Here is a 25,184-nt window from a genome sequence, read left to right on the forward strand (position 1 = left end):
CCACGACCTGGCGTGGCTCGGCCCGGGCTGGCGCGCCTCGGTGCGCCTCCCCGCGGACGCCGCGTGCGCGGCGGAGCTCGCGCGCTGGCTCGACCTCGCGCGTCCGGCGGTGGTCCGGCGGCACGAGCCCGGCCTCGGCGCGGCGGAGGTCGCGCTCGGCGTGCCGCTCCCGCCCGCGCGCGGCGGGACGCGGATCGCCTTCGCCGCGGAGGCGGCGGCGCTCGCCCGCGTCGCTGCGCCGCTCGGCCTCCGGGACGCGATCCGCGCCGCGCCGTGCGCCTGGCGCGCGCCCCTCGCGGAGCTCACCGCCGAGGCCCGCGCCGCCGGGCTCGTGCTCCGGGTCCACGGCTCGCTCGCGTGGCAGGCCCTCACCGGCGACGCGTACCTGCGCGACGGGTCGGACGTGGACCTGCTCGTGCCCGCCCGCGGCGCCGCCGCGGTGGCGCGCGCGCTGGCGCTGCTCGGCCGGTGGGCGTCCCGGGCACCGCCGCCCCTCGACGGGGAGCTCGTCGTCGCCGCCGGCGGCGTCGCCTGGCGCGAGCTCCTCGCCGCTCCGGCGCGCGTGCTCCTGAAGGGCGACGACGGGGTCTCGCTCGTGCCGCTCGAGGAAGTCCTCGGGCCGCGCCCGGCGCGGGCGGGAGGCGAGCCGTGAAGGCGGCGGCGCCGGCCACGCGGGAGCCGCGCCTCGCGAAGGCCGCCGAGGTGATCGCGCGGGCGGCGGCCGCCGCGCTCCGGGAGGAGCTCGCGACCGCGCCGAAGCCGGGACTCGTGACGCTCCGGGACCCCGGCGCGCACCGGGACATGGACGCCCGGACGTTCCTCGCGAGCCTCCGGGCGCTCCGGCCCGACCTCGCCGCCGCGGCGTGCGCGGGCGTGGAGGGCGCGCCGTTCGAGGCGCTGCGGGCGCTCGGCCGCGCCGCGGAGGCGCGGATGCTGGTCGCGACCGGCGGCGTGAACACGCACCGCGGCGCGATCTTCGGCCTGGGCCTCCTCGCCGCCGCCGCGGGTCGCCTCGCCGCCGCCGGTCGGCCGTGGACGGCGCCCGCGCTGGCGGACACCGTGCGCGAGGCGTTCTCGGCGGGGATCTGGACGGCGCTGCCGCCCGCGCCGGGGAGCCACGGCGCCGGGGTCGCGCGGCGGTACGGCGCCGGCGGCGCCCGTGAGGAGGCGGCGGCGGGCTTCCCGCACGTGATGGCGGTCGGGGTTCCGGCGCTCCGCGCGAGCCTCGCCCGCGGCGCCGGCCGGCGCGCCGCGGCGGTCCAGTGCCTGCTCGCGCTGGTCGCGACCGTCCCCGACACCAACGTGCTCCACCGCGGCGGACCCACCGGCCTCGCCTTCGCGCGCGCGGCGGCCCGCGTCTTCCTGAGGGACGGGGGCGTCCACCGCGACGGGTGGGAGGTCCGGGCGAGGGCCATCCACGAGGCGTTCGTCCGGAGGGGGATCTCGCCGGGCGGCAGCGCGGACCTGCTCGCCGCGTCCCTGTTCGTCCATCGCCTCGACCGCATGGGAGCGCCCGGGTGAGGGGGCTCGCGCTGCTCTGTCCGGGGCAGGGGAGCCAGCACCCCGCGATGCTGGACCTGGCGCTCGCGTCGCCCGCCGGGGCCGACGCCGTCCGCCGCGCGGGCACCGCGCTCGGCGAGGTCGACCTCGTCGCGCTCGCGCGCGGCGATGGCGCGTTCGCCAACGCGGCGGCGCAGCCGCTCGTGTGCGCCGCCACCGCCGCGACCTGGGCGGCGCTGCGGGACCTGCTCCCCGCGCCGCGCCTCGCCGCCGGCTACAGCGTCGGTGAGCTCGCGGCGTACGGCTGCGCCGGGGCGCTCGGAGTCGAGGACCTCGTGGCGCTCGCGGCGCGCCGTGCGGCGGCGATGGACGCCGCGAGCGGAGAGCCGGGGGGCCTCGCCGGCATCCGCGGGCTGCCGGTGGGCACCGTGGCGCTGCTCGCGGCGGAGGCCGGCGCGGAGCTCGCCATCGTGAACGGCCCCGATCACGTCGTGGCGGGCGGTCCCGTCGCCGCGCTCGAGGTCGTGGAGGCGCGGGCGAAGGCGGCGGGCGCGTTCGTGCACCGGCTCCCGATCGCGGTCGCCGCCCACACCGCCGCGCTCGGTGGCGCGGTGGCGCCGTTCGCGGCGGCGCTCGCGGCCTCGCCCCTCGCGGACCCGGCGATCCCGGTGCTGGCGGGGATCTCGGGCGAGCCGGTGCGGACGCGGGGCGACGCGATCGCGACGCTCTCGAGGCAGGTGGCGAAGCGGATCGAGTGGGCGCGGTGCCTCGCGGTGGCGCGGGAGATGGGGTGCGAGGTGTTCCTGGAGCTCGGGCCTGGGAGCGCACTCACGCGCATGGCCGCCGAGGCGTTGCCGGGCGTGGCAGCGCGGTCGGTCGAGGACTTCCGCACGGCGGCCGGGGTGGCACGGTGGGTGGAGAGGGCGGTGCGCGGAGGGTGAGTGGAGGCGGTACGCCCCGCCCGGCGCGTGCCCCGGACGCGGCCGGGGAGTATCCGTGATCGCGTGCTGACCTGCGTCCATCACATCAGCTGGATCCGGCCGGTGGACGGCGGCCTGCACCAGTGCATCCTCTGCCACCAGGTCGTCGGGCGGAAGGACGTGTACCCGAAGCTCGAGGATCTGCCGCCGGAGGTCGCGCGGCGCTGGGAGGAGCACGAGCGCAGCGCGGCGCCGAAGGACGCGACGGCCGCACCCGCGAAGGGCGCCGCGACGTCGCCGGGCCCGTCCTCGAAGGATCCTGCCGGCACGGCGAAGTCGGCGCCGGCCGCGAGCGCCGGCGCGCCCGTGTCCGGCGTCACGACATGAGCGCCTGCATCTCGGCGTACGAGAGCGCGCCCTCGCCCAGCGCGCCGTACGTGCCCGCGTCACGGAGCTCCAGCGCGATCCGGCGCGCGAGGCCGTAGGCTGCGCGCGCGACGCCGGAGCCGACCGTGACGCGCCGGACCCCGAGCTTCTCGAGCTCCGCGACCGGCGGCGCGCCGGGGAGGCCGAGCACGTTCAGCGGACCCGCGACGTCGCGGGCGAGGCGCGCGATCGCGTCGCGGTCGCGCACGAACGGGACGAAGGCGCAGTCCGCGCCCGCCGCGAGGTACGCGTTCGCCCGGCGCACCGCCTCGTCGGGCGCGTCCGACGGCGCGAGGCTCGGCACGCCGAACGTGTCCGTCCGGGCGTTCACGACGAGCGGTACTCCGAGCGCGTCCGCGGCGGCGCGCACCGCGCGGAGCCGCTCCACCTGCCGGTCGACGGGGAGGAGCTCGCCCCGGTCGTCGACGTCCTCGAGGTTCATCCCCGCCGCGCCGGCCGCGACGACCCCGCGCGCCGTCTCGGCGGCGGCGTCCGCGGTGGTGCCGTAGCCGGCCTCCACGTCCGCCGACACCGGCACGTCGACGCTGGCCGCGATCCGCCGCACCATGTCGAGCATCTCGGCGCGCGAGATCCGCTGGCCGTCCGGGTAGCCGAGCACGTACGCGATCCCGGCGCTCGAGGTCGCGACGGCGGGGAAGCCGGCGGCCTGGATCACGCGCGCGCTCGCGGCGTCCCAGGCGTTCGTCAGCACGAGGATGCGGGGTCCGGCGTGGAGCTTCCGCAGGATCTCGGCCTTCTCTCGGAGGGCGGGCATCGTCCGGCACTCGTAACGTGCGCCCGCGCCGGACGCCCGGCCGCGGGCGCGCCCGCGGGGGCGCCGCGCCGAAGGGACGAGCTGCCGAGCTCGACCCCGCTTCGGGCCGTGGCCGGCGCGCCCTCCCGCCGGTAATGCCGGCGGGGGGCCTGCGCCCATGCCGCGCTTCAGCGCCAACCTGACCCTGCTCTTCACCGAGGTCCCGTTCCTCGATCGCTTCGCGGCGGCCGCCGCCGCGGGCTTCCGCGCGGTCGAGTTCGTCTCGCCCTACGCGCACCCGGCCGAGGCGATCGCGGCACGGCTCCGTGCGCACGACCTCGAGGTGAGCGTCTTCAACCTGCCGCCCGGCGACTGGGAGCACGGCGACCGGGGGCTCGCCTGCGATCCACGCCGTGCGGCGGAGCTCCGCGACTCCATCCCGCTGGCGATCGCGTACGCGCGGGCGCTGCGCTGTCCGCGCGTCCACTGCATGGCAGGGATCCGGCCGGCGGGCGTCCACCTGCACGAGATCGAGGCGACGTACCGCGCGAGCCTCCGCCTCGCCGCGGACGCGCTCGCGCGCGAGGAGCTCGAGCTGCTCGTCGAGGCCATCAACGATCGCGACATGCCCGGCTATCACGTCACCACGGCGCGCCAGGCGCTCGAGGTGATCGGCGCGATCGGCTCGCCGAACCTCCGGTTCCAGCTCGACGCGTATCACCTGCACGTCATGGGTGAGCCGCCGCTGGAGACGCTCGAGCGGAACCTCGGCCAGGTCGGTCACGTGCAGATCGCCGACGCGCCCGGGCGGCACGAGCCCGGCACGGGGGAGATCGATCTCGCCGGGTTCCTCCGCCGGCTCGACGCGCTCGGTTACCGGGGCTGGGTGGGGTGCGAGTACCGGCCGGCGACGACGACGGAGGCCGGCCTCGGGTGGATGCGGCCGTGGATGGAGCGCGCCCCCGGCGGGCGCGGGGAGGCGTGATGAGCGAGATCGGCTTCGTCGGACTCGGGGTGATGGGGCGGCCGATGGCCGCGAACCTCCTGAAGGGTGGTCACACGCTGTGGCTCCACAGCCGGAGCGGCGTCCCGGACGACCTGACCCATTCCGGCGGTCGCGCGTGCCGGAGCGGCCGCGAGGTCGCGTCGCACGCCGAGGTCGTGTTCACGATGCTCCCCGACACGCCGGACGTGGAGAAGGCGCTGTTCGGGGCCGACGGCATCGCGGAGGGGCTCGCCGCCGGGAAGCTCCTCGTGGACATGAGCTCCATCTCCCCGGACGCGACGCGCGACTTCGCCGCGCGCCTCGCGGAGCGCGGGTGCCTCTACGTGGACGCGCCGGTCTCGGGTGGCGACGTGGGCGCGCGGAGCGCGACGCTCACGATCATGGTCGGCGCGACGGACGAGGGCTTCGCCCGCGTGAAGCCGCTCCTCGACCTGCTCGGCAAGAACGTCACCCACGTAGGGGCGAACGGCGCCGGCCAGACCTGCAAGGTCGCGAACCAGATCGCGGTGGGGCTCGGTATCGCCGCGGTCGCGGAGGCGCTGCTGTTCGCCTCGAAGTCGGGCGCCGACCCGGCGAAGGTCCGCCAGGCACTCCTCGGCGGGTTCGCGTCCTCCCGGATCCTCGAGGTCCACGGGGAGCGCATGATCGCGCGGCGCTTCGAGCCGGGCGCGCGGATCGAGCTGCACCAGAAGGACCTCGAGCTGGCGCTCTCGAGCGCGCGGCGGATGGGCCTGGCACTGCCCGGGACGGCGCTGGTGCAGCAGCTCTTCAACGCGTGCCGCGCGAACGGCGGGGCGCGGTGGGATCACTCGGCGCTCGTGAAGGCGCTCGAGCTGCTCGGGGACCACGAGCTCGGCGGCGGGAAGGTCGTCCCGACCGGTCAGTAGACGATCTCCATCACCAGCCCGCGCGCGTCGCGCTCCTCGCCGGCCGCGGGGAGCCGCCCGGCCTCGCCGCGCGCCATCCGGATCGCGGTCACGAGCACGGCGAGCGCGTCGACGTAGTCGTCGAGCGCGACGTCCCTCGCGGGGAAGGGCCGGCCCCGGCCCGACGGCGCAGCCCGGGCGAACGCCGGCGGGAGGAGCGCGAGGCGTGCGGTCCGGCCCGCGGCGGTCCGCTTCGGCGCGGCGAGCCCGCGGCCGCCCGGCGACCGCGACGCGAACACGACTTCCGGGTGGACCTCGCGGACGCGCACCTGCAGCGCCGGCGTCATCACCGCGTCCACCTCCCGGATCCGCGGGAGGATGTTGAGGGCCTGCTCGGAGAGGCTCCGGCCGGTGGCGGCCACGTTCCGGGCCCGGATCTCCGCCGCGGTCCGGCCCGCGAGCGCGGCGCGCGCGGGCGGGGTGAAGACGCTCGAGGCGCGCCCCGGACCGAGCAGCGCGCGGGCCTCGCGGTCGCAGCGGCGGGGTCCGTCGGCGAGCCCGATGGGCATGTCGACGCCCAGGAGGCCGCCGTCGGCGAGGGCGGCGCGGGCGAGCGTGTCGAAGTCGCCGAAGAGGCGGAACGTGGGCGCGTCGTCGAGGCCGCGTGCGGTCGCGATGATCCAGCCGGCGCGGCAGCCGTCGGCGCCGCCGCACGGCGCCGTCGTGGCGGCGCGAGCGATCACGGCGCCTCGCTCGTCCGCGACGCCGCGGAGCGCCGGCCGGCGCCCAGGGCGAGGTGCGCGCCGGCCACGACGACCATCGCGCCGAGGCAGGAGGGCCAGAGCACGGCGGGGCCGGCCGCCTCCAGCACGGACCCGCCCACGATCGGCGCGAGCGTCTGCCCGGCGCCGAACGAGAGCGCGTAGATCCCCTGGTAGCGGCCCCGCAGGTCCGGAGGCGACAGCGACGCGACCAGGGCCGCGGCGACCGGCAGCGACGCGATCTCGCCGAGCGTCCAGACCGCGGTCGCGGCCGCGAAGCCCGCCGGGCCGTCGCACAGCGCGTACGCGCCGTAGCCGGCGCCGACCGCGAGCGCGCCCACCGCGAGGACGTGCGCCGGATCGAGCCGGGCCACCGCGCGCGAGACGAGCGGCGTCAGGACGACGATGAGGAACCCGTTCACCGCGAGCACGCGCCCGATCTCGGCGGGCCGGAGCCCGGCGCGCGTCATCGCGATGGGCGCCGCGGCCGCGAACTGCCAGAAGACGGTGATGAAGGCGACGAAGACGAGCGCGAACGCCACGAACGGTCGGTCTCGCAGGACCGCGCCGTACCCGCGCGCGGGCGCGGTGGCGCTGCCGGCGCCCGGCGCGGCGGGCGCCGGCCGCGTCTCCGGCACGCGGCGCCACACGACGGCGGCGAACACGAGCGTCGTCGTGGCGTCCGCGAGGAACAGGCCGAGCCAGCTCCGCTCGCCGACCGCGCCCCCGACCGCCGCGGACAGGCCGGCGCCGAGGTTGTTCGCCCAGTAGAGGAGCGCGAAGGCGCGGGTCCGGTCCGCGGGCGCCACGAGGTCCGCGACCATCGCGCGGACGGCGGGGAAGATGGTCGCGGTCGAGAGCCCGAACCCGAGGACCCCCGCCGCGATCGCGGCGGGCGCGCGGACGGCGCCGAGGAACGCGGCCGAGGCCGCCGTCGCGAGCAGCGCGGCGAGGAGGGTCGGCTTACGCCCGATCCGGTCGGCGAGCGCACCGCCGATAGGCCCCGCCGCGAGCGTCCCGACCCCCATCGCCGACACGAGGAGCCCGGTGGTGCGGGCGTCGAACCCGCGCGCGGTGAGGTAGACCGCGAGGAACACGAACACGAAGGACGCGAGCGCCGACAGGAGCGCCCCCGCCCACAGCCACCAGAACGTGGCGGGGAACCCTGCGACCTGCGACGTGATCAGCCGGCGCACGGCCGGCGTTCTCGCACGAAAGGGGTCCCCCGGGGGAGCGGCCCGGCGGGGCTCCCGCGGCGCCGTGCGCCTCCTGACGCGCGCACGAGGTGGCATCATCGGCGTCCGGGGTGGGGGACCCATGGACACCGAGCGCGTGGCGGAGTGCGGGCGAGACGTGCGCCGCATGACGGAGCGGATCCTGCGGGAGACGCCCCGCGGCGAGGTCGCGCTGGCCGAGCTCATGGCGGCGGTCGAGCGGCGCGTCGCGATCGAGCTCCGCGCGCGTTCCGCGGACGAGCCCGAGCCGGCGTGCCGCCCGGGGTGCGCAACCTGCTGCACGGTGAACGTCGCGACGCTCGCGGTGGAGGGCGCGGCGATCGCGGCGTTCCTGCGCCGCCGCCTGGGCGCCGACGAGGCGCGGCGCCGGGGCACGACGCTGCTCGAGTTCCACGCCCGCGTCCGCTGGCTCGACGACGCGGACCGGATCCGGGCGCGGCTCGCCTGCCCGTTCCTGGACGAGCGGGGCGCGTGCGCGATCCATCCGGTGCGGCCGCTCGCGTGCCGGGGGGTGTCGTCGCTCGACGCCGCCGACTGCCGCCGCGCGCTGGCCGAGCGCGCCGACGACGACGGGCCGGGGTTCGTCCGGATGAGCCTCCTGCAGCGCGCCGTGCACGACGTCGCGCTCGGCGCGCTCGGCGAGGCGCTGGCCGCGTACGGCCTGGACGCCCGCACCCGGGACGTCTCGGCGATGGCGGGCCTGTTCCTCGCCGACCCCGCGCGCGCGTCGGCGTTCGCCGGGGGAGCGCGGCTGCCCGTCGAGTGAAGCGGGGCGCCTCGCGACGCGCCGCGTCGGTGGCCGCGAGAAACCCACGCGGGGTCGCTCCCGCGCGCGGCGGCCGCGCTGCTAGGCTGCCGGCATGGATCGCACGCTCTTCCAGAAGATCTGGTCCCGCGACGGCTGGGCCGGCCTCCCCGTCCATCGATCCCTCCTCACGCCCCTGTCGTTCCTCGAGCGCACGCTGCACGTGTTCCCCGAGAAGATCGGCATCGTCGACGGCGACCGCCGCTTCACGTACCGGGAGGTCGGCGAGCGGGTGTACCGCCTCGCGAGCGCGCTGCGGCGCGCCGGCGTCCGCAAGGGCGACCGCGTCGCCGTGCTCTCGCCCAACGCGGCGGAGGTGCTCGAGGCGCACTTCGGCGTCCCGCAGATCGGCGCCGTCCTCGTCGCGATCAACGTCCGGCTCTCGCCGAGCGAGGTGGCGGCCATCGTCCGGCACAGCGGCGCACGCGTGCTCGTCGCGGACGCGTCGCTGGCCGACACGGTCGCGTCGCTCCGGCGGGATCTCGACCTCTCGCTGGTGGTCTGGACCGGCGAGGGCCGGAGCCGGGATCCGGCGTGGGGGGAGATCGGCTACGAGGGCTTCCTCGAGACCGGCTCGCCCGAGCCCTTCGCGCCCGACGTCGACGACGAGGACCAGACCATCACCATCAACTACACGAGCGGCACGACCGGGCAGCCGAAGGGCGTCATGTACACGCACCGCGGCGCGTACCTGAACGCGCTCGGCGAGATCGTCGAGACGGGGCTCCAGGCCGAGAGCGTCTACCTCTGGACCCTGCCGATGTTCCACTGCAACGGCTGGTGCTTCACCTGGGCCGTGACGGCGGCCGGAGCGCGGCACGTGGTCGTGCCGAAGGTCGAGCCTGCGCGCGTCTTCGAGCTCGTCGAGCAGGAGCAGGTGAGCCACCTCTGCGGGGCGCCGACGGTCCTCGTGATGCTGCAGTCCGAGCTGCCGTCGCCCGGCTACCGCTTCCCGCAGCCGCTCCGCACCGTCACCGCCGGCGCGCCGCCGCCCCCGGCGGTCATCGAGCGGATGGAGGGGCTCGGCGCCGTCATCACCCACGTCTACGGCCTCACGGAGACGTACGGGCCGCACACCGTCTGCAAGTGGAAGGCGGAGTGGGACGGCAAGGCGATCTCCGCGCGGGCGGCGCTCAAGGCGCGGCAGGGCGTCGGGTACGTGCATGCCCCGGAGCTTCGCGTGGTCGACGCGCAGCTGAACGACGTGCCCGCCGACGGCGAGACCATGGGCGAGATCGTGATGCGCGGGAACAACGTCATGAAGGGCTACTTCCGCGATCCGGACGCGACCGCCGCCGCCTTCGCCGGCGGCTGGTTCCACTCCGGCGACCTCGGCGTCATGCACCCCGACGGCTACGTCGAGCTCCGCGACCGGAAGAAGGACGTCATCATCAGCGGCGGCGAGAACATCTCCACCGTCGAGGTCGAGAAGGTCCTCTTCTTCCACCCCGCCGTGCTCGAGGCCGCGGTGATCGGCGTGCCCGACGAGAAGTGGGGCGAGGTGCCGAAGGCCTTCGTCACGCTCCGGCCCGGCCGCAGCGCCAGCGAGGCCGAGATCGTCGGCTACTGCCGCGAGCACCTGGCGCACTTCAAGTGCCCGAAGAAGGTGGAGTTCGGCCCGCTGCCGAAGACCTCCACCGGGAAGACGCAGAAGTTCAAGCTGCGCGAGAAGGAGTGGGCGGGGCAGGCGAAGCGGATCCACTGAGCGCGCTCGACCTCCCGCGAACGAAGTTCGCGCCTCCCCTGGTGAGCCTGCGCGCCCCGCCGTCCCGACGGTGGGATACCGCTTCCGGGGTAGCTCGACGCGACTCTCCGGAGCGCCCGGACGATCTCGCTCGTCTACCGGTGAGCACCTTCGACCTCGCGGATCTCGGCGGTTCGCGCGGCGCGCTCGAGTACGTGTCGTCGCTCCCGGAGAGCCGCCGCGCCTGCTGCGAGTACGTCGTCTCGTGGGAGGCGCGGCGCGTGCGCGAGCCCGTCGGCGCACGTTCCCATAGCGATCCGCGTGCTTGAGTCGCGTGCCTGCTTGCTTGCTCGCCGGGCCGCCGGGGGGCCACCTTGACCGCTCGTTGCGAGGGGTCTAGGGTCCGCGCAGTCCCCTCGCGCGCGCGAGCGCGCTTTTCCCAACTCACCCGCCGTCCGTCGCTCAGGAGTGTCTCGCAATGCAGTCCGCGCTGTTCCCCGTCCTCGTCCTCGCGGTGGTTGCCTACGTCGCCGGCTCCAAGATGCTCGCCCGCCGGCGCCTCGCGAAGCTGCACGTGTCGGGTGGTCGCATGGCTCTCGTGCTGAACCTGATGGACCGCCGCACCCGCTGATCCGCTCCCCTACCCGTACAAGCCCGCAGCACCGTCCGGAAATCCGCCGGCCGGACGGCCGCCGTGCACCAGCACGCGCCCGTCCGCGAAGCGCACCAGCGCGAGCCCCATCCGCCCCGACGGAAGCCGGCTCGCGCTCGCCTCGAACTCTCCGGTCGACGGCCGGTACACCTCGGAGCAGCGCCGGAGCCGACGCCTCGCGTCGCCTCCGCGCGATGCGCATCTTCGACGCGTCGTCGCAACGTCCTCGAGGAGCTCCGAATGATCGAGACCCCACCCACCGGCCCGCGCGACGCGCCGATCGAGAGCCCGCCGCCGGCGGGCTCTGACGCCGCGCCCACGCCGGAGCAGCAGGCCCCGCCGCGGCGCGCCAAGGCGGCGAGGCGCGTCCGGCGCGCGGCGCCCGCCGGCCCGCGCGGTCGTCAGAAGGCGCGCACCGGCGCGAAGGCGAAGGGGAAGCGCTCGACGCGCGCCGCCGGCGCCCGGACCGCGGCGCGCGGGGCTGCCGCCCGCGGCCGCGCCGGGAACGCCGGGAAGAAGAAGAGCGCGCCGCGGAAGGGGAGCCCGAAGGCGAAGCGGGGCACGGGCAACCGCGGCAAGCGCGCGTAGCTAGTTCGGCGAGACGGTCCCGGCCGCGGCGATCGTCTTGATGGAGCTGAACGCGCCGCAGGTGGTGGTCACCGTCGCGGTGAACTGGGCCGACGCGCCCGCCGTCACCGTCGTGTCCGCGGGCGTGACCGCGACCGAGAGCACCTTCTCCGTCACGACGACCGTGGCGATGGCCCGCTTGGTCGGGTCCGCGTGGCTCGTCGCGACGACGTGGTAAGTGCCGCCGGCCGAAGGCGCCGTGTACGTCCCGTCCGCGGCGACCGCGCCGCCGGTCGTGCCCTCCTGGACCGACCACGTGACGGAGGTGTCCGTCGCGTTGGCGACCGCGGCCGTGAACCGGAGCGTCTGGCACGCGTTCGTGCTGCCCGACGCCGGGGAGACGCTCACCGCGACGGCGGGCGCCGGGGCCGTCACGGTGACGGTCGCGACGTCGCGCTTGGTCGTGTCGGCCGCGCTGGTCGCGACGACGTGGCAGGTCGCGGCCGCGGCCGGCGCCGTGTACTGGCCGGTGGGCGAGATGGTCCCGCACCCGCTCGCCTCCTGGAGCGACCAGGCGACCGCGGTGTTCGAGGTGCCGCTCACCGCGGCGGTGAACGCGAGGGAGCCGGACGCGGCGACCGTCGCCGTCCGGGGCGTCACGGCGATCGCGACGACCGGCGGGGGCGCGGACGGCGTGACCGTCACGGTCGCCGTCGCCTGCTTCTGCGCGTCCGCCTTGCTCGTCGCGCGGACATGGAAGGTTCCGGCGGCCCCCGGTGCGGTGTAGAGGCCGGCGCCATCGACGGCGCCTCCGCCCGTCTCCACGACGTCCCAGACCACGCTCGTGTCGATGGTGCCCGTGACGGTCGCCGTGAACGCCACGGTCCCGGCCGGGGCGACCTGCACGTCGCCGGGGGCGACCTGGACGGAGACGTCCTGGGCGGCGCTGGAGGGAGCATGGCTCGCGGTGCCGTCGCATGCGGACAGGGCGCCGAGAAGGGCGAGGAGAGCGGGGCCAGCGACGACGCGTCGGAGCATGTGCATTTCGGCAGCGCCTTTCGTGTGTAGCGGACCGCACCGGCGGCCCGGCGCGCGTCACATGAACGGGTGTCAGTGAAACGCATGGCACCCTCGCATCATCCCGATTCCGCGGAAACCCGCGGAAGGTCGGGAGACGACAGGCGACCCCAACCCACAGCCTCGCAGGAGGGACCCGAGCCGCGAGTGCGGCGCGGGGGCGTCACCTGATCCGGTGTCGCGTCCCGGGCGTCTACCGGGGGAGCGCTCCATGTCCTACCGTTCGGCACACGGGACGGCCGGGGGGTGGGCGCGTGTCTCCGGTGAACGGCGTGCGCTGGTTCGTGACGGCGGTGCTCCTCGCCTCGTGCGGTCGCGCACCGGACCTGCACGTGCACGGGGTCGCCGTCTACGTCGAGACGACGGCACCGTTCGCGCAGCGGGGGGACCTCGAGACGCGGCTCGAGAGCACCGTGCAGGCCGCGCTCGACTACTGGCAGGGCAGCTGGACCGACGTCGCGGGGCGGACCATCACGCTCGACGGCGGGACCCACGTCGCGTGCGAGGGCAACGCCTCCGCGATCGGCTGCTACGACGGGAACATCCGCGTCTCGACGAACGACGTGGGAGCGGGGACGTTCTCGTGCGTCGAGCAGACGGTCCTCGTGCACGAGATCGGGCACGCGGTCATCGGCGACCCGCTCCACCAGGACCCTCGCTGGATGGAGATGGACGCCCTCGCCGACGCGCTCGCGGGCAGGACCGGCTACGACGCGGAGGGCGAGGTGCCCTGCGTCATCTTCGTGAGCGTCTGGCGGCACCCGCTCGGCCGCCCGTAGCCGCCGCGCGGCCCGGGGCGAAGGGTCCCGGATCAGCGCGCCGCGCGCCGGAACCACGACGCCAGGGCGGCGGCGCCGACCGCGAGCACCGAGTACAGGAGGATCCGTGGCCACTCCTGCGCGCGCATCGCGAGCCACCCGCAGGTGAAGACGGCGAGCGCGCTCGCGACGACGCCGGCCTGCGCGGCGGCGCGGCGGACTCCGCTCTCGGAGGGATCGGGGGTCGGCACGCCCCGACGATAGCCGAAGACGCGCGCCGCCGGTGATCCCGCGTCACCGGATTGCGCGCAGCGCCGCGTCCACGACGACGAAGTGGCACGCTGCCGCGGCGACGACGAGCAGGTGGAAGATCTCGTGGAACCCGAAGACTCGCGGGAACGGGTCGGGGCGGCGGAGCGCGTAGATCACCGCCCCGACGGTGTAGAAGAAGCCGCCGCCGAACAGCAGCATGAGCGCGTGATCGCCCATCGCCGCGCGGAGCGCCCCCGCGACGGGGACGATGAACCAGCCGAGGAGGACGTAGATCGCGGCCCGGACCGGCTTGGGCGTTCCGGTGAGCCAGATCACGATCGCGATGCCCACCGCCGCCCCGGCCCAGACGATCGCGAGGAGCCGGTGGCCGGTCCCCGGGCCGAGCAGCAGGCAGAACGGCGTGTAGGTCCCGGCGATGAGGACGAAGATCGCGGAGTGGTCCACGCGCGCGATGATGCGCCGCGCGGCGATCGGCCAGTGCATCCTGTGGTAGGTCGCGCTGACCGAGAACAGCAGGACGAGGCTCGCGCCGTAGACGAGGGCGCCGAGCGCCGCGGTACCGGTCCTCGCGCGGAGCACCAGCGCGACCGCGGCGGGCAGCGCGGCGAACGCGGCGATCTGATGCGAGACGCCGCGGAGCTTCGGCTTCGCGGGGGCGGCGAGCTGCACGGCGGACATCGCGGCGGCGCCGGGGGTCGGCATCTCGGGGGTGGCGGCGCTCGGCGGCATGGCTCCTCGCATCGGCTGGAACACCGACGATGGTTGCCTTGCGCCACGGGTTTGTCACGGGAGCACGGAGGCGCTCCGAGCGGGAGAAGGTCCAGCCTCGATGGGGCCGATCGGTCGGGACCGGCGGGTCCGGCAGCCGCGGCACGTCGGCCGTCCCGCAGGGCGGGCGCGCGTCAGTTCGCCGGGCCCCGCCGCGGGAGCGATCGCGCCTGCCCCGGCGCGATCGGCGTGGCCTGGTGGTGCACCATCCGCCAGGTGCCGTCCTCGCGGACGAAGACGTTCGTCGCCGCGAGCCGGCCGCCCTCCTCGATGACCTCGTGGCAGGTCACGAACGCCACGTCGCCCAGCACGTGCGCCTCGGCGACCGAGCACGAGACCTCCGGCGCGTTGTCGGACTCGAGGATCCCCCGCCAGCTCTCGAGGACGCGATCGCGGCCGTCGAGGACGTCCCAGCCCGGGTGGATGCACGCGACGGGGTGCTGCTCGGACCACACGGACCCCATCGCGTCCGCGTCGCCGCTCGCGAACGCCCGGTAGAACGCCGCGTTCGCTTCGAGGACGTCGAGCTCGCTCGCGCTCACGGACGAGCCATAGGCGGCGGCTCCTCCCCGGGCAACGCCGACCCCGGCGTGCAGACGCGCAGGGGTCGGCCCATGTTGGCCGCGCGCGGGCCGTGCCCCCGCGGCATGCGTTCGCCCGGGAGGCTGCGAAAGGAGTCGACCATGGCCATGCAGCAGACGGGTCACGAGGCGAGCGCCCCCACGACCCTGCGCGACACGCCGGAGGAGAAGCGCGCCGAGCTGTACCGGATCATCGAGGAGATCGGCAACGCGCGCGCGGATCGCGCGGCGGTGCTGCGGGCGAGGTTCGACGAGCTCTGGAGCGAGCTCGGCGACGAGGCCGAGCGGAAGCTGCACTAGCGCGCGGGTCGCGCCGGGTGCGGTCCGGCGCCACGGGGGCCGGGCCGCTCTACCGGCCGAACGCGGCCGGGCAGCGCCAGAGCTGGGCCTCGCCGTGCTCGTCGATGCGCACGCGCTCGTGCCCCGAGCCGCGCCAGACACTGCCGGCGATGACGCGCCCGGGCAGCCACGGGAAGCGCGCCCGGCTGGCGTCGGAGACGAAGACGACGGGCGAGGTGGGGGGTGCGTCGGCGACCGCCGCCGGGACGCCCTCCTCCGTGAGCGCGATGGGCGCGACCCGGTGGTGGAGGACGACGCGCCCGGCGCGCCGGTCGCGGCGTCGCCCCCGGGGCTGCTGCCGGTTCGAATCACGATGTGGCTGGTTCAACGTGGGTGCTCCTGCTGCTGAAGTTGGCCATCCGGCGGTCGCTCGACCCGCCCGGCGCGCTGGCCGCCCGAGGCTCCGTGCCCGGCGGCCCGACCCGGCCGCCGTCGGCGCCGGACATCGTCGAGGATGGTGGTAAGAGCGTCGCGCGTCCGGGGTCGAGTCGCTGGGCGCTCTCCCTCCCGCGACGTCCCGGAGCGACCAGAATCATAACGGACCTGGGCGAAACGACAAGGGCGCCGACCCGATGACACTCGGAAACGAGCGGGCGGGCGTGCCGCGCGGCTACTCGACCCAGTCCGCGAGGAAGACGTTCGTCTCCCCCGGGCGGCTGCCGTTGCGGTTCGACGAGAACACGAGCTTTGTGCCGTCCGGCGAGAACATCGGGAAGCCGTCGAACGTCTCGTTCGTCGTGATCCGCTCGAGGCCGGTCCCGTCGTCGTTCACGAGGTAGACGTCGAAGTTCCGCCCGCGCGGATCGCCCACGTTCGAGGCGAACACGATCCGGTGGCCGTCCGGGTGGAAGAACGGCGCGAAGCTCGCCGCGCCGAGGTGGGTGACCTGGCGGACGTCCGACCCGTCCGCGTTCATGGTGTAGATCTCGAGCTGGCCGGGACGGACGAGCCGGCGCGCGAGGAGGGCGCGATACTCTGCGAGCTCCGCGTCGGTCCGGGGGCGGCTCGCCCGGAACACGATCCGCTTCCCGTCCGCGGAGAAGAACGCGCCGCCGTCGTAGCCCGGCGTGTCGGTGAGGCGGACGAGCCCCGAGCCGTCGAGCCGCATCTTGTACAGGTCGAGGTCGCCGTCGCGGGTGGAGGTGAAGACGATCCAGCCGTCCCGCGAGATCGTCGCCTCGGCGTTGTAGGACCCCGGCGCGGGGGCGATGGGCCGGAGCTCGGAGCCGTCCGGGCGCGCGGTGTAGAGCTGGTAGTCGTACAGCGCCCACACGTAGCCCTGGGACATGTCCGGCCGCGGCGGGCACTCCGCGCCCGAGGCGTGGGTCGACGCGTAGATGATCCGGTCGCCGCCCGGGAAGAAGTAGCCGCAGGTGACGCGCCCCTGCCCGGAGGAGGCCTGGCGGACGCCCGACCCGTCGGCGTTCATGACGTACAGGCGATCACAGCCGGCGCCGTCGCGCGTCGACTGGAGGACCAGCTCCTTCCCGTCGAACGAGAAGTACGCCTCGGCGTTCTCGCCGCCGAACGTCAGCTGGCGCACGTTCCGGAGGTGCCTCTCGCCGGGCAGCGCGAGGTCCGGCGCGCCGGATGCGGGCTTCGCCGGCGGGGAGGCCGGGGCGGGCGACCGCGAGGCCGCACACGCCGCGGCGAGGACGACGACGAGGACGACGACGAGGCTTGGGGCGGTCCGCTTCATCGGCGCTCCTCCAGCTTCACCTGCGCTGTCCGGCGCTCCGCCCCGCGGCTCCACTCGACCTCGACCAGGTCGCCGGGGCGGTGGGATCGGAGCGCGAACGCGAGATCCTGCAGGTTCATGATCCTCGTCGGGCCGACGCGCAGGAGCACGTCGCCGCCCGCGATCCCGGCGCGCTCGGCGGGGCTCCCCGGCCGGACACCGGTGAGGAGGACGCCGGGGTCGGTCCGCTCGGCGAAGTCGGGGATCGCGCCGAGGTACGTGCCGTAGCCCCGCTCGCCGGTCCGCTCCCGCGGCGGCGCCGCCGCGGCGCGGACCACCTCGAGCCGGCCGTCGCGATCCGCCGCGTCCCGTGCGGCGCGGTACGCGAGCCGGGCGACCGCGGCGAGGCCCTCGGCGTCGATCTTGTCGGCGGTGTCGGAGGGCCGGTGGTAGTCGGCGTGCGCCCCCGTGAAGAGGAACAGGACCGGCACGCCGCGCGCGTAGAAGCTCGTGTGGTCGGAGGGGCCGTACCCATCGCCGCCGAACGCGAGCACGAGCGGGAGGCGCGGCGCGCGGTCCGCGACGGCGCGGACCTCCTCGCGGAGCCCCTTCGCCGTGTCGGCGCCGTCCACGTACACCTTCCCGCCGCGCGCCCGGCCCACCATGTCGAGGTTCACCATCAGCTGCAGCCGGTCGACCGGGCAGCGCGCGGGCAGGTTCTTCACGAGGTGGGCGGAGCCGAGCAGCCCCAGCTCCTCCGCGCCGAACGCCGCGAACAGCACCGTCCGCCGCGCCGGCCCCTCCGCCGCGAAGGCCCGCGCGACGGCGAGGAGCGCGGCGACCCCGCTCGCGTTGTCGTCCGCGCCGGGGTGGACGGTGCCCGTCTGCTCGGGCGCGAGCGACGCGTCGCCGCCGAAGCCGAGGTGATCGTGGTGCGCCCCCACGACGACGCACTCCCCGGCGACCGCCGGATCGCGGCCGGGCAGGATCGCGACGACGTTCGCGGTCGGCGCGCGCTCGTGGCGGACCTCGACCTCGAGCCGCGCCCGCACGCCGAGCGCACGCGGATGAGGGCGGCCGTCCACCTCCCCGGCGGCGGCGAGCGCGCGGACGTCGACGCCGCCGCGCCCGAGCGCCGCGGCGGTCACGCGGGCCGCGAGGATCCCGGCGCGCGACGACACCTGCCCGCGCCAGGGCGGGAGGTCGTCGGGTCCGTCGTGCCCCCAGACGTCGCGGACGCCCAGGATCGCCGCCGCGCCGTGGTCGCGCGCGTTGATCGCCTTGTAGCGCCACTCCGAGAAGCGGTAGTGGCGCGGATCGCGGAACGGCGACGCGGGATCCGCCTCTCGCGGGAAGTCCTGCGCGACGAGCACGATCTTCCCCTTCACGTCGACGCCCGCGTAGTCGTCGTAGCCCAGATCCGGCGCGGTGATGCCGTACCCGGCGAAGACGACCTCCGCCTCGACCGCGCCGTCGTCGCTGAAGCCGAACGGGAGGAAGTCCGGCCCGAGCGTCGCGGCCGCGGCGCCGATCGTGAGCGCGTTTCGCTTCTCGAGCGTCGCGCGGAAGGGCGCCTCGAATCGCTGGAGGTACCCGCCCTCGAGCGCGGGCGCGAGGCCGGCGTCGTGGAAGCGAGCGGCGATCCAGTCCGCCGCCTCCGCGCCGCCGGGGGTCCCCACGCCGCGGCCGGTGCGCGCCGCGTCCGCGAGCCAGCCGACCTCGGCGCGAGCGCGCGCGGGATCGAAGGCCGCCTCCGGCGGCGGAGGGGCCCCGGCGTGGCCGGCGCAGGCGGCGGCGAGGACGAGCGCGACGGGGACGGCTCTCGCGGGCGGGCGCATGTCCGTCCTCTTCTTATGGCGCGGCGGGCGGCACGGCACCGCCGTGGCGGGACCCGGGAGGGGGAGGGCGAGCGCGCGCCTCGCGGTGGGGCCCCTCGCGGCCGGGCGCCGGCCCGCGGCCGGGCTCAACGTGATGGGCGGCCGCCGGGGGGCGGGCGCAACGGGGTGGACGGGAGAGCGAGGCCATGGATCTCGACGTCATCGTCATCGGCAGCGGGCAGGCGGGCGTCCCGCTCGCGACGCGGCTCGCCGGCCGCGGGAAGCGCGTGCTCCTCGCGGAGAGAGGCGAGCTCGGCGGCACGTGCACGAACACGGGGTGCACGCCGACGAAGACCATCGTGGCGAGCGCGCGCGCCGCGCACGTCGCGCGGACGGCGGGCCGCCTGGGGGTCCGCGCCGGCACGGTCGAGGTGGACTTCCCGGCGGTGATCGCGCGGAAGGACGCGATGGTCGCGAAGTGGCGCGAGGGCGTCGCCCGCCGGCTCGCGGAGGCCGGCGATCGGCTGACGGTCGCCCGCGGGCAGGCGCGGCTCGCGGGCGACGGCGTCGTCGAGGTCGGCGGAGAGCAGCATCGTGCCCCGGTGATCGTCCTCGACGTCGGCGGCCGTCCCGCCGTGCCGCCGATCGAGGGCCTCGAGCGCGTGGCGTGGCTCGACAACCGGCGCGTGATGGAGCTCCGCGAGCTGCCGCGGCGGCTGCTCGTGATCGGCGGCGGGTACGTGGGCTGCGAGCTGGCCCAGGCCTACCGGCGGCTCGGCGCGGCGGTGGCGATCGTCGAGCCCGGGCCGCACCTCCTGGGTCGCGAGGACGCGGAGGTGTCCGAGGCGGTCGAGGCGGTGTTCCGGGCCGAGGGCCTCGAGGTGCACCTCGCGACGCGCGTGAATGCGGTCGCGTCGCGTGACGGCGGCGTCGCCCTGACGCTCTCGACGGGCGCGACGCTCGAGGGCTCGCACCTCCTGGTCTGCACGGGCCGCCGCCCGAACACCGACGATCTCGGGTGCGCCGCGGCCGGCGTCGCGCTCGACGCGCGCGGGTTCGTGACCGTCGACGACCGGTACCGGACGAGCGCGCCCGGCGTCTACGCGGTCGGCGACTGCACCGGCGGGCCGCAGTTCACGCACGCCGCGTGGGACGATCACCGCCTCCTGCTCGACGTGCTCGACGGCCGGCCGGGGCGGGGCCGCGGCGACCGGATCGTCCCCTACACGGTCTTCGTCGATCCGCAGGTGGGCGCGGTCGGACCGACGGAGGCGGAGGCGCGGGCGCGCGGGGTGCCGGTCGAGGTCGCACGCTTGCCGTTCGGTGCAATCGCCCGCGCGATCGAGACGGACGAGACCGCCGGGCTCCTCAAGGTGCTCGTCGACCCCGGCACCGAGCGGATCGTCGGCGCGCGGATCGTCGGCGCCGAGGCCGGCGAGCTCGTGCACGTGTTCGTCGCGCTCATGCAGGCAGGGGCGCCTGCGCGGGCGATCGTGGACATGGAGGCGATCCACCCGGCGTTCGCCGAGGGGCTGCAGTCCGTGCTGATGGCGCTGCCGCGGTATGCGCTCCGCTGACGGAGGCCGGGGGCGCACCGGCCGGATCAGGCCACGCTCCGCGGCCGCTCCGGCGACGCGGCGCCCGGCTCGGCCGGCGGCGCTCCCTCGGCGAGCGGCCGCATGACGCGACGGTGGGGCTTCATGCTCCGCCAGAGCTGGAGGTCGTCCCGCTCGAGGACGCAGCTGCCGCTCGCCCGGAGCCACTCGAGCAGCCCCGCGGGCGTGGTGGTCTCGTCGCCGAGCGCGGCGCTCCCGGGGTAGTGCGCCTCCTTGAGCACGCGCACGACCGCCTCCGAGCAGAACAGGGCGCTCGGCGTCGGGAACGGGTTCCTCCACGGCCGCTGCCGGAACCACCGCGCGAGGAGGGTGAGGAAGATGCCGAACAGCCCGAGCACGTCGAACTTCGCTCCGAGCCACTCGCCGGCTGCGGGGAGGCCCTCGTCGAGCGGGTGCGAGGGATCGGGCGTCACGAGCGCGACGACCTTGTTGTCCTTCACGAAGCGCGTCAGCGACACCAGCCGGAACCCCGTGGTGTGCGCCTCGAGCACGAGCCTGAGCTGGAACACGGGATCCTCGACGAGGAGCCAGGCGTGGCTCGTCCTCGAGTGCGTCATGGCGCGGATGAGCGCCGACAGCGGGTTCCAGCGCCGCGGTGTCGAGAAGCCGACGTAGACCATGCGTGACTCCCTCCCGGAGGAGAGGAGAGCACGGCCGGAGGCGGCGGGGAAGTCCGGCGGACCGGGGGCCAGGTCTACGGGCCGGGCCGGTGCACCGGGACGACGTACGGGCCCTCGGGGATGACGGCGACGTGGCGATCCCCGCTGTCCCGCACGCTGGCGCGGACCGCGGCCTCGACGGAGGCGACGACCTCCACGCCGGTGAGAGCGCGCTCCTCCGGCTTCAGCGCCGGGGCGTACAGGTGCACGCGCGCGCGGCGTGTCGCCTTGAGCTGCATCTGCGTCTGCCACTCGTCGACGTCCGCGAAGCGCTTCCGGCCGATGTCGGCGAGGAACCCATCCGGCCCGAGCCCGACGAGACGGCGCTGGGCGTCGACGTACGCGCGCGAGCCCATCCCCTCGGAGCACTCGGAGGCGATGATCAGGTCGCCGCCGGGCTCGACGATCTCGAGGGGCGCCACCATCCCCTTCACCGTCTGGTAGTAGGTCTTGTCGAGCGGGTACCCGGCGGCGCTCGTGACCACCGTGCGAAACCGGCGCGACACGGGCACCATGGCGTAGCGCTCGACGAACGCGACCGCGTCGCGGTGGCTCGCCACCACCTCGCCGAAGTTCACGAACGAGAGCCGCCGCTGCTCGTCGATGACGGTGTTCACGGCGAGGACGCGGCCGATCTTGCCGGCGACCTCGAGCTGCTCGCGGTGCAGCGGGTTCCCGTCCAGGACGCAGTTGTCCGCGCGCGGGTGCGCCATGAACCGCGCGCTGTGGAACGTCGTGATGGTGTCCTTGTGCGCGACGCCCGGGGCCATCACCTTCCGGCCGCCCGAGTAGCCGGCCATGAAGTGCGGCTCGACGAGCCCGGTGACGATCTTCAGGTCCGCCCCCGCGAAGCGCCGGTCGATCTTGACGGGCGTCCCGGCGGCGGTCGCGCCGAGATCGACGTGGGCGGCGTCGTCGCGCGCGTCGTGGTTCTCGACGGACACGGTCCGGAGCACCCACGGATCGCCGATCAGCTCCTCGAGCTCGGCGCCCACGTTCGGCCGGTGGAGCCCGGTCGCGACGAGCACCCGGATGCGCGCCGGCTCCACGCCTGCCGCGATGAGGGCCCGGAGGAGGGGTGGCAGCACGAGGCCGTTCGGCGCCGGCCGCGTGATGTCGCACACGAGGATGCAGGCGCTCGCGGCGCCGCGCGCCTCCTCGACGATGGGGCGCGCGGCGACCGGCGCCTCGAGCGCGCCCGCCACGGCGCCGACCGGGTCCGGGAGCAGCGGCATGGGCGGCTTCCGCACGATCGTGACGTCGAGGTCGTCCGGGAGCCGGACCGGGAGCATGCCGCGCCCGTAGCTCAGGTCGACTTGCATGGGGCCCTCATAACCACCGGCCCGGCGCGGCGCTCGGTCCTCACTCCGCGATCCGGATCACCTGCACCGGCGCGACCCCGTTCCCGGCCGTGAGCACGACGCCACTCCGTCCGTCGGTCCCCGTGACCGCCTTCGCGTCGAAGATCCGGGTGAGCGCGGCCGGCGCCCCGAACCCGTCCCCGCCGATGCCCGCGCACCCCGCCGAGCCCGCCACGCAGCCGTCCTCCCCGGCGAAGTCGGTGATCAGGGCCGGGACGGCCGCCGTCGTCCGGTAGACGTGGACCCCCGAGACCGCGTCGTCGAGACCGACGTACAGCGCCGCGGGCGTGGCGACGAGCAGCGTGGCCGCGTCCGCGGCGGGCTGCCCGAGCCGAGCGAGGCCGGCGGCGTCGGCCGCGACGAGCGCCCAGTCGCCGCCTTCGCAGGCGACGGGATCGGCGCCGCCGGCCGGGTCGCACGCCCAGAGCTGCGGCCCCGACCTCGTGTTGCGGATCGCGTAGAGCCGGCCGTTCCAGCTCGCCACCTGCGGCCACGCACGGTCGCGCGGCAGGAGGTCGGCCGCGCGCACCGGCGCGACGGACGCGCCGGCGTCGTACCCGGCGGAGGAGGCCGGCGCGCAGTCCGCGAAGTCGGCCGGCCCCGCCGGCGTCGACGTCCTCGAGACGATGCAGCCCACGCTCGAGAAGGCGTAGAGCCGGCCCGCGTGCTCCGCGAGCGCGTCGACCATCGCGATCGGCGGGAACGTGGCCGTCGCGGCCCGGAACGCGTCATCGACGCGCAGGTCGACGGCATCGGAGCCGACCCGCGCGTCCAGCCCCGGCGCGCGCGGCGTGGTCTTCAGCGCGATCCCGTACGGTCTGCTGCCGCCGGTATCGGAGAACCCGAGGTACAGCCACCCGCCGCTCGAGAGCGCGGCGGTGAGGCTCCGCGTCGCGCCGCCGAGGAGCTGGGAGAGGTCGACGTACGAGAACGCGAGCGGCGACGTTCCGGGCTGGCTCGCGTAGACGTAATCCAGATCTCCGGCGGCACGGGCGCCGCCGAGGAGCAGCCACTCCTGCCCGCCGACGACGGCGGTCGCGAGGAGCCCGCGTCCGTCCTCGTCGTCCGGTCCGCACGTGTCCGCCGCGGCGTCGCGCACGCACCCGTAGAACCCGACGGACGTGTACGGCGGATGGGCGTTCCGGCTGAGGTTGCCCGTCGTGTCTCGCGGGAAGGACAGCGCGACGGACGCAGGCGCGCCGCCGTCCGGTGACATCCGCGCGAGTCCGGTCCCCGTCCGGCTCGGACCTAGGTAGACATCCGCGCCGAGCGGCGCGACGAACGCGAACGTGCTCGCGTCGCCGAGAGGATCCACGGCGACGACGCTGGCGCTCACCCCGGGCACCGTCACGCCCGCGACGACGCCGTCGTTGGAGATCGCCGCCGCGAGGCATGGCCCGCCGTCGTTCGCGTCGGTGCCGCTCGCGGACCCGGAGAGCCGCAGGAGCCCGCCCGCCTCCGTGCGGTACGTCCAGGAGAAGGTCGCCACCGCGCCGCCGGCGACGTCCACCGGGCCCGCGGGCGCGGCGACGAGCGAGACGGCGGCCGTGCTCCCCGGCGCGGGCGCGAGCGGCGCCGGCGCGACGCCCAGCGCGGCCGCGTCCCCGCGGTTCGCGACCGTCATCGTGACCGCGAAGGCCCCCGCCGCGATCGCGTCCGGAAGCGAGAGCGCCGCCTCGAGGGCGGCCCGCCGCTCGACGCGGGCGGCGAGCCGGAGCGGGGCCGATGCCGGCGGGGCCGAGAACGGCGCCCCGCTCGCGGCGTCCACGCAGTCCACCCTCGGCGAGAGCGCCGCGTCGCCAGCCGTCTCCGCCCGGTACGTCCACGTGAACACCGCGCGCGCGCCCTCGTCGAGGCGCCGCGCCGCCGGCGCGCCGGTCTGCACGAGCGTGACCGTACCGCCGACGTCCATCGCAGGAGAGAGCTCCACGGGAGCTCCGCCGCGGTGCTCGACCGTGAGCGTCGCCGTGATCGTCTGCCCGGTGCTCGCGAGCGCCGGCACCAGGCTGCCCGTCGCCGCGAGGATGCTGGGCGCGTCCGCCAGCGCGCGGTAGCCGCCGGCGAGGACGCCGCGGCCGAAGGGCCCCTCGACCACGAGGTCGTGGAGGCCGGGCGCGATGGAGGCCGGCACGCGCGCCCGGAGGGTTCCGGGGTCGACCCACTCCACCGCTTCCAGGTCCACGGCATCCAGCCAGGCGCGGTACGTGCCCGCCACCCGGCTCTCGCGATGATCGACGCTCTGGACCACCTCGAGCCGGAAGGCCTCGCCGCGGATGGTGACCTCCTGCGGCGCGCCCGCGAGCCCCGCCGGCGGCTCGACGGTGGTCGGGTGCGGCGGTGTCGGGGTGGCCGCGCGCTGGCAGCCCGCGAGGAGCGCCGCGGCCGCCACGGCGAGGAGCTCAGAGCGCGTCATAGCGGAACCCCAGCGCGAGCCCGACGGTGGTGAGCGATCCTCCGAGGCTCGCGAACCCCGGATCGCCGTGCCAGGCGACGCGGACCTCGGCGAACGGGGTCGCGTCACCGAGCCGGAGGCCCCAGGCCATCGAAGCGTGCACGACCGGCACCCACCCGGCCTCCGGCGGCGCGTCGCTCCCCGCGACGGTCACGTCGCCCTCGACGTGCGCCGCGCCGCCGCCGACCGTCCCCCACATCGGCCAGCCCTCGGTTCCGTCGCGCCACGCCACGGAGAGGAGGATCGGGACGTACTGCGCGTCGCCGCTGATCTCCACCGCGCGTCCCGAGAGCAGCACCGAGTCGGTCCGGTGGTGCGCGTAGCTGCCGACCTCGAGCGCGAGCCCGACGCGCCCGTCGGCGAGCGCCGTCTGCCACGTCGCCTCCGCCGCGACCGTGAGCGGACGCATGCCCCCGGGCGACCACGCGACGCCGAGCTTCGGCGCGAGCGCGAGGCGACGCGCGTGGGTGACCGGTGCTGCGCCGCCGGCCGCGGGGCCGGTCTGGCCGAGGCTCGCCCCCGGAGTCGCCCCGAGCACGACGAGCGCGAGGATCCCAACGCGCGAGCGCATGTTCCCCCCCGCTCCGGGAGACATCGCGGCGCGAGCACGACGCGGGTCGTCTCCGGAT

28 protein-coding genes are annotated in these 25,184 nt (G+C 76.0%); 14 read left to right on the forward strand and 14 right to left on the reverse strand.

Going from position 1 to position 25,184, the window contains the following annotated elements:
- The first annotated feature begins 40 nt into the window (after positions 1 to 40).
- From mdcG to AMOR_RS22600, 4 genes are all read left to right on the forward strand, one after another.
- Complete coding sequence (mdcG, locus tag AMOR_RS22585) at positions 41 to 652, forward strand: malonate decarboxylase holo-[acyl-carrier-protein] synthase (protein WP_248354388.1); 612 nt, start codon at positions 41 to 43, stop codon at positions 650 to 652.
- Positions 649 to 1,521 carry a triphosphoribosyl-dephospho-CoA synthase MdcB gene (gene mdcB / locus AMOR_RS22590; protein ID WP_248354390.1) on the forward strand — a complete coding sequence of 291 codons (873 nt, stop codon included), beginning with the start codon at positions 649 to 651 and terminating at the stop codon, positions 1,519 to 1,521. The genes mdcG and mdcB overlap by 4 nt, the downstream gene beginning before the upstream one ends.
- The gene (locus AMOR_RS22595) at positions 1,518 to 2,441 is read left to right on the forward strand and encodes an ACP S-malonyltransferase (RefSeq protein ID WP_248354391.1); all 924 of its coding nucleotides are present in this window, start codon (positions 1,518 to 1,520) and stop codon (positions 2,439 to 2,441) included. The genes mdcB and AMOR_RS22595 overlap by 4 nt, the downstream gene beginning before the upstream one ends.
- A 63-nt stretch (positions 2,442 to 2,504) precedes the next feature.
- Entirely contained in the window at positions 2,505 to 2,807 is a 303-nt protein-coding gene (locus tag AMOR_RS22600) for a hypothetical protein (RefSeq protein WP_248354393.1), read from the forward strand.
- Here the strand turns inward: AMOR_RS22600 and AMOR_RS22605 are convergent.
- Positions 2,797 to 3,621: an isocitrate lyase/PEP mutase family protein gene (locus AMOR_RS22605; RefSeq protein WP_248354395.1), complete on the reverse strand. Its 825-nt coding sequence runs from the start codon at positions 3,619 to 3,621 to the stop codon at positions 2,797 to 2,799. The two genes, AMOR_RS22600 and AMOR_RS22605, sit on opposite strands and share 11 nt — an antisense overlap.
- Before the next feature lie 157 nt (positions 3,622 to 3,778).
- Here AMOR_RS22605 and otnI point away from each other — a divergent pair, with 157 nt between their 5' ends.
- Entirely contained in the window at positions 3,779 to 4,585 is an 807-nt protein-coding gene (gene otnI / locus AMOR_RS22610; protein ID WP_248354397.1) for a 2-oxo-tetronate isomerase, read from the forward strand.
- Positions 4,585 to 5,493, forward strand: coding sequence for a 2-hydroxy-3-oxopropionate reductase (locus AMOR_RS22615; protein ID WP_248354399.1), 909 nt, complete (start codon positions 4,585 to 4,587; stop codon positions 5,491 to 5,493). The genes otnI and AMOR_RS22615 overlap by 1 nt, the downstream gene beginning before the upstream one ends.
- Here AMOR_RS22615 and AMOR_RS22620 read toward each other — a convergent pair.
- Together AMOR_RS22620 and AMOR_RS22625 are read right to left on the reverse strand one after the other, a co-directional pair.
- On the reverse strand, positions 5,487 to 6,215 hold the full coding sequence (locus AMOR_RS22620) for a DUF429 domain-containing protein (protein ID WP_248354400.1): 729 nt from the start codon (positions 6,213 to 6,215) through the stop codon (positions 5,487 to 5,489). The genes AMOR_RS22615 and AMOR_RS22620 overlap by 7 nt on opposite strands.
- Positions 6,212 to 7,429: an MDR family MFS transporter gene (locus AMOR_RS22625; RefSeq protein ID WP_248354401.1), complete on the reverse strand. Its 1,218-nt coding sequence runs from the start codon at positions 7,427 to 7,429 to the stop codon at positions 6,212 to 6,214. Before AMOR_RS22625 ends, AMOR_RS22620 begins: the two co-directional genes overlap by 4 nt.
- Positions 7,430 to 7,550: 121 nt before the next feature.
- Here AMOR_RS22625 and AMOR_RS22630 point away from each other — a divergent pair, with 121 nt between their 5' ends.
- The 5 genes from AMOR_RS22630 (at position 7,551) to AMOR_RS22650 (ending at position 11,197) form a co-directional block, all read left to right on the forward strand.
- Positions 7,551 to 8,234, forward strand: coding sequence for a YkgJ family cysteine cluster protein (locus AMOR_RS22630; protein WP_248354403.1), 684 nt, complete (start codon positions 7,551 to 7,553; stop codon positions 8,232 to 8,234).
- A 94-nt stretch (positions 8,235 to 8,328) separates the two neighbouring features.
- Positions 8,329 to 9,978, forward strand: a complete 1,650-nt coding sequence (locus AMOR_RS22635) for an acyl--CoA ligase family protein (RefSeq protein ID WP_248354405.1) — start codon at positions 8,329 to 8,331, stop codon at positions 9,976 to 9,978.
- A 140-nt stretch (positions 9,979 to 10,118) separates the two neighbouring features.
- On the forward strand, positions 10,119 to 10,286 hold the full coding sequence (locus tag AMOR_RS22640) for a hypothetical protein (protein WP_248354407.1): 168 nt from the start codon (positions 10,119 to 10,121) through the stop codon (positions 10,284 to 10,286).
- A gap of 149 nt (positions 10,287 to 10,435) precedes the next feature.
- Positions 10,436 to 10,588: a hypothetical protein gene (locus tag AMOR_RS22645; protein WP_248354409.1), complete on the forward strand. Its 153-nt coding sequence runs from the start codon at positions 10,436 to 10,438 to the stop codon at positions 10,586 to 10,588.
- 261 nt (positions 10,589 to 10,849) lie between these two features.
- On the forward strand, positions 10,850 to 11,197 hold the full coding sequence (locus AMOR_RS22650) for a hypothetical protein (protein ID WP_248354411.1): 348 nt from the start codon (positions 10,850 to 10,852) through the stop codon (positions 11,195 to 11,197).
- Here AMOR_RS22650 and AMOR_RS22655 read toward each other — a convergent pair whose 3' ends face one another.
- Complete coding sequence (locus AMOR_RS22655) at positions 11,198 to 12,214, reverse strand: hypothetical protein (RefSeq protein ID WP_248354413.1); 1,017 nt, start codon at positions 12,212 to 12,214, stop codon at positions 11,198 to 11,200.
- 293 nt (positions 12,215 to 12,507) lie between these two features.
- On the opposite strand from AMOR_RS22655, the gene AMOR_RS22660 reads away from it, so the two are divergent.
- Positions 12,508 to 13,032, forward strand: coding sequence for a hypothetical protein (locus AMOR_RS22660; protein WP_248354415.1), 525 nt, complete (start codon positions 12,508 to 12,510; stop codon positions 13,030 to 13,032).
- A gap of 32 nt (positions 13,033 to 13,064) precedes the next feature.
- On the opposite strand, the gene AMOR_RS22665 is transcribed toward AMOR_RS22660, so the two are convergent.
- The 3 genes from AMOR_RS22665 to AMOR_RS22675 form a co-directional block, all read right to left on the reverse strand.
- Positions 13,065 to 13,262: a hypothetical protein gene (locus tag AMOR_RS22665; protein WP_248354417.1), complete on the reverse strand. Its 198-nt coding sequence runs from the start codon at positions 13,260 to 13,262 to the stop codon at positions 13,065 to 13,067.
- Between the two features lie 43 nt (positions 13,263 to 13,305).
- Positions 13,306 to 14,013 (reverse strand): PAQR family membrane homeostasis protein TrhA, encoded by a 708-nt coding sequence (gene trhA / locus AMOR_RS22670; RefSeq protein WP_248354419.1) that lies wholly within the window; start codon positions 14,011 to 14,013, stop codon positions 13,306 to 13,308.
- A gap of 173 nt (positions 14,014 to 14,186) precedes the next feature.
- On the reverse strand, positions 14,187 to 14,594 hold the full coding sequence (locus AMOR_RS22675; protein ID WP_248354421.1) for a nuclear transport factor 2 family protein: 408 nt from the start codon (positions 14,592 to 14,594) through the stop codon (positions 14,187 to 14,189).
- 141 nt (positions 14,595 to 14,735) lie between these two features.
- Between AMOR_RS22675 and AMOR_RS22680 the strand changes: the two genes are divergently transcribed.
- Complete coding sequence (locus tag AMOR_RS22680; protein ID WP_248354423.1) at positions 14,736 to 14,933, forward strand: hypothetical protein; 198 nt, start codon at positions 14,736 to 14,738, stop codon at positions 14,931 to 14,933.
- A gap of 49 nt (positions 14,934 to 14,982) precedes the next feature.
- On the opposite strand, the gene AMOR_RS22685 is transcribed toward AMOR_RS22680, so the two are convergent.
- The 3 genes from AMOR_RS22685 to AMOR_RS22695 form a co-directional block, all read right to left on the reverse strand.
- Positions 14,983 to 15,300 (reverse strand): hypothetical protein, encoded by a 318-nt coding sequence (locus AMOR_RS22685; RefSeq protein WP_248354425.1) that lies wholly within the window; start codon positions 15,298 to 15,300, stop codon positions 14,983 to 14,985.
- Between the two features lie 282 nt (positions 15,301 to 15,582).
- A complete protein-coding gene (locus AMOR_RS22690) occupies positions 15,583 to 16,671 on the reverse strand; it encodes a TolB family protein (RefSeq protein WP_248354427.1) in 1,089 nt (362 codons plus the stop codon).
- Entirely contained in the window at positions 16,668 to 18,488 is a 1,821-nt protein-coding gene (locus tag AMOR_RS22695) for a M20/M25/M40 family metallo-hydrolase (RefSeq protein ID WP_248354428.1), read from the reverse strand. Before AMOR_RS22695 ends, AMOR_RS22690 begins: the two co-directional genes overlap by 4 nt.
- A 185-nt stretch (positions 18,489 to 18,673) precedes the next feature.
- Here AMOR_RS22695 and AMOR_RS22700 point away from each other — a divergent pair, with 185 nt between their 5' ends.
- Positions 18,674 to 20,044, forward strand: coding sequence for a mercuric reductase (locus AMOR_RS22700; RefSeq protein WP_248354430.1), 1,371 nt, complete (start codon positions 18,674 to 18,676; stop codon positions 20,042 to 20,044).
- Between the two features lie 26 nt (positions 20,045 to 20,070).
- Here the strand turns inward: AMOR_RS22700 and AMOR_RS22705 are convergent, their stop codons facing one another.
- The 4 genes from AMOR_RS22705 to AMOR_RS22720 form a co-directional block, all read right to left on the reverse strand.
- Positions 20,071 to 20,703 (reverse strand): hypothetical protein, encoded by a 633-nt coding sequence (locus AMOR_RS22705; protein WP_248354432.1) that lies wholly within the window; start codon positions 20,701 to 20,703, stop codon positions 20,071 to 20,073.
- Between the two features lie 74 nt (positions 20,704 to 20,777).
- On the reverse strand, positions 20,778 to 22,064 hold the full coding sequence (larA, locus tag AMOR_RS22710; protein ID WP_248354434.1) for a nickel-dependent lactate racemase: 1,287 nt from the start codon (positions 22,062 to 22,064) through the stop codon (positions 20,778 to 20,780).
- A 40-nt stretch (positions 22,065 to 22,104) separates the two neighbouring features.
- Complete coding sequence (locus tag AMOR_RS22715) at positions 22,105 to 24,516, reverse strand: hypothetical protein (protein ID WP_248354435.1); 2,412 nt, start codon at positions 24,514 to 24,516, stop codon at positions 22,105 to 22,107.
- On the reverse strand, positions 24,503 to 25,126 hold the full coding sequence (locus tag AMOR_RS22720; RefSeq protein WP_248354437.1) for a hypothetical protein: 624 nt from the start codon (positions 25,124 to 25,126) through the stop codon (positions 24,503 to 24,505). Before AMOR_RS22720 ends, AMOR_RS22715 begins: the two co-directional genes overlap by 14 nt.
- Positions 25,127 to 25,184 lie beyond the last annotated feature (58 nt).

The organism is Anaeromyxobacter oryzae (genome assembly GCF_023169945.1).
GTDB lineage: Bacteria > Myxococcota > Myxococcia > Myxococcales > Anaeromyxobacteraceae > Anaeromyxobacter > Anaeromyxobacter oryzae.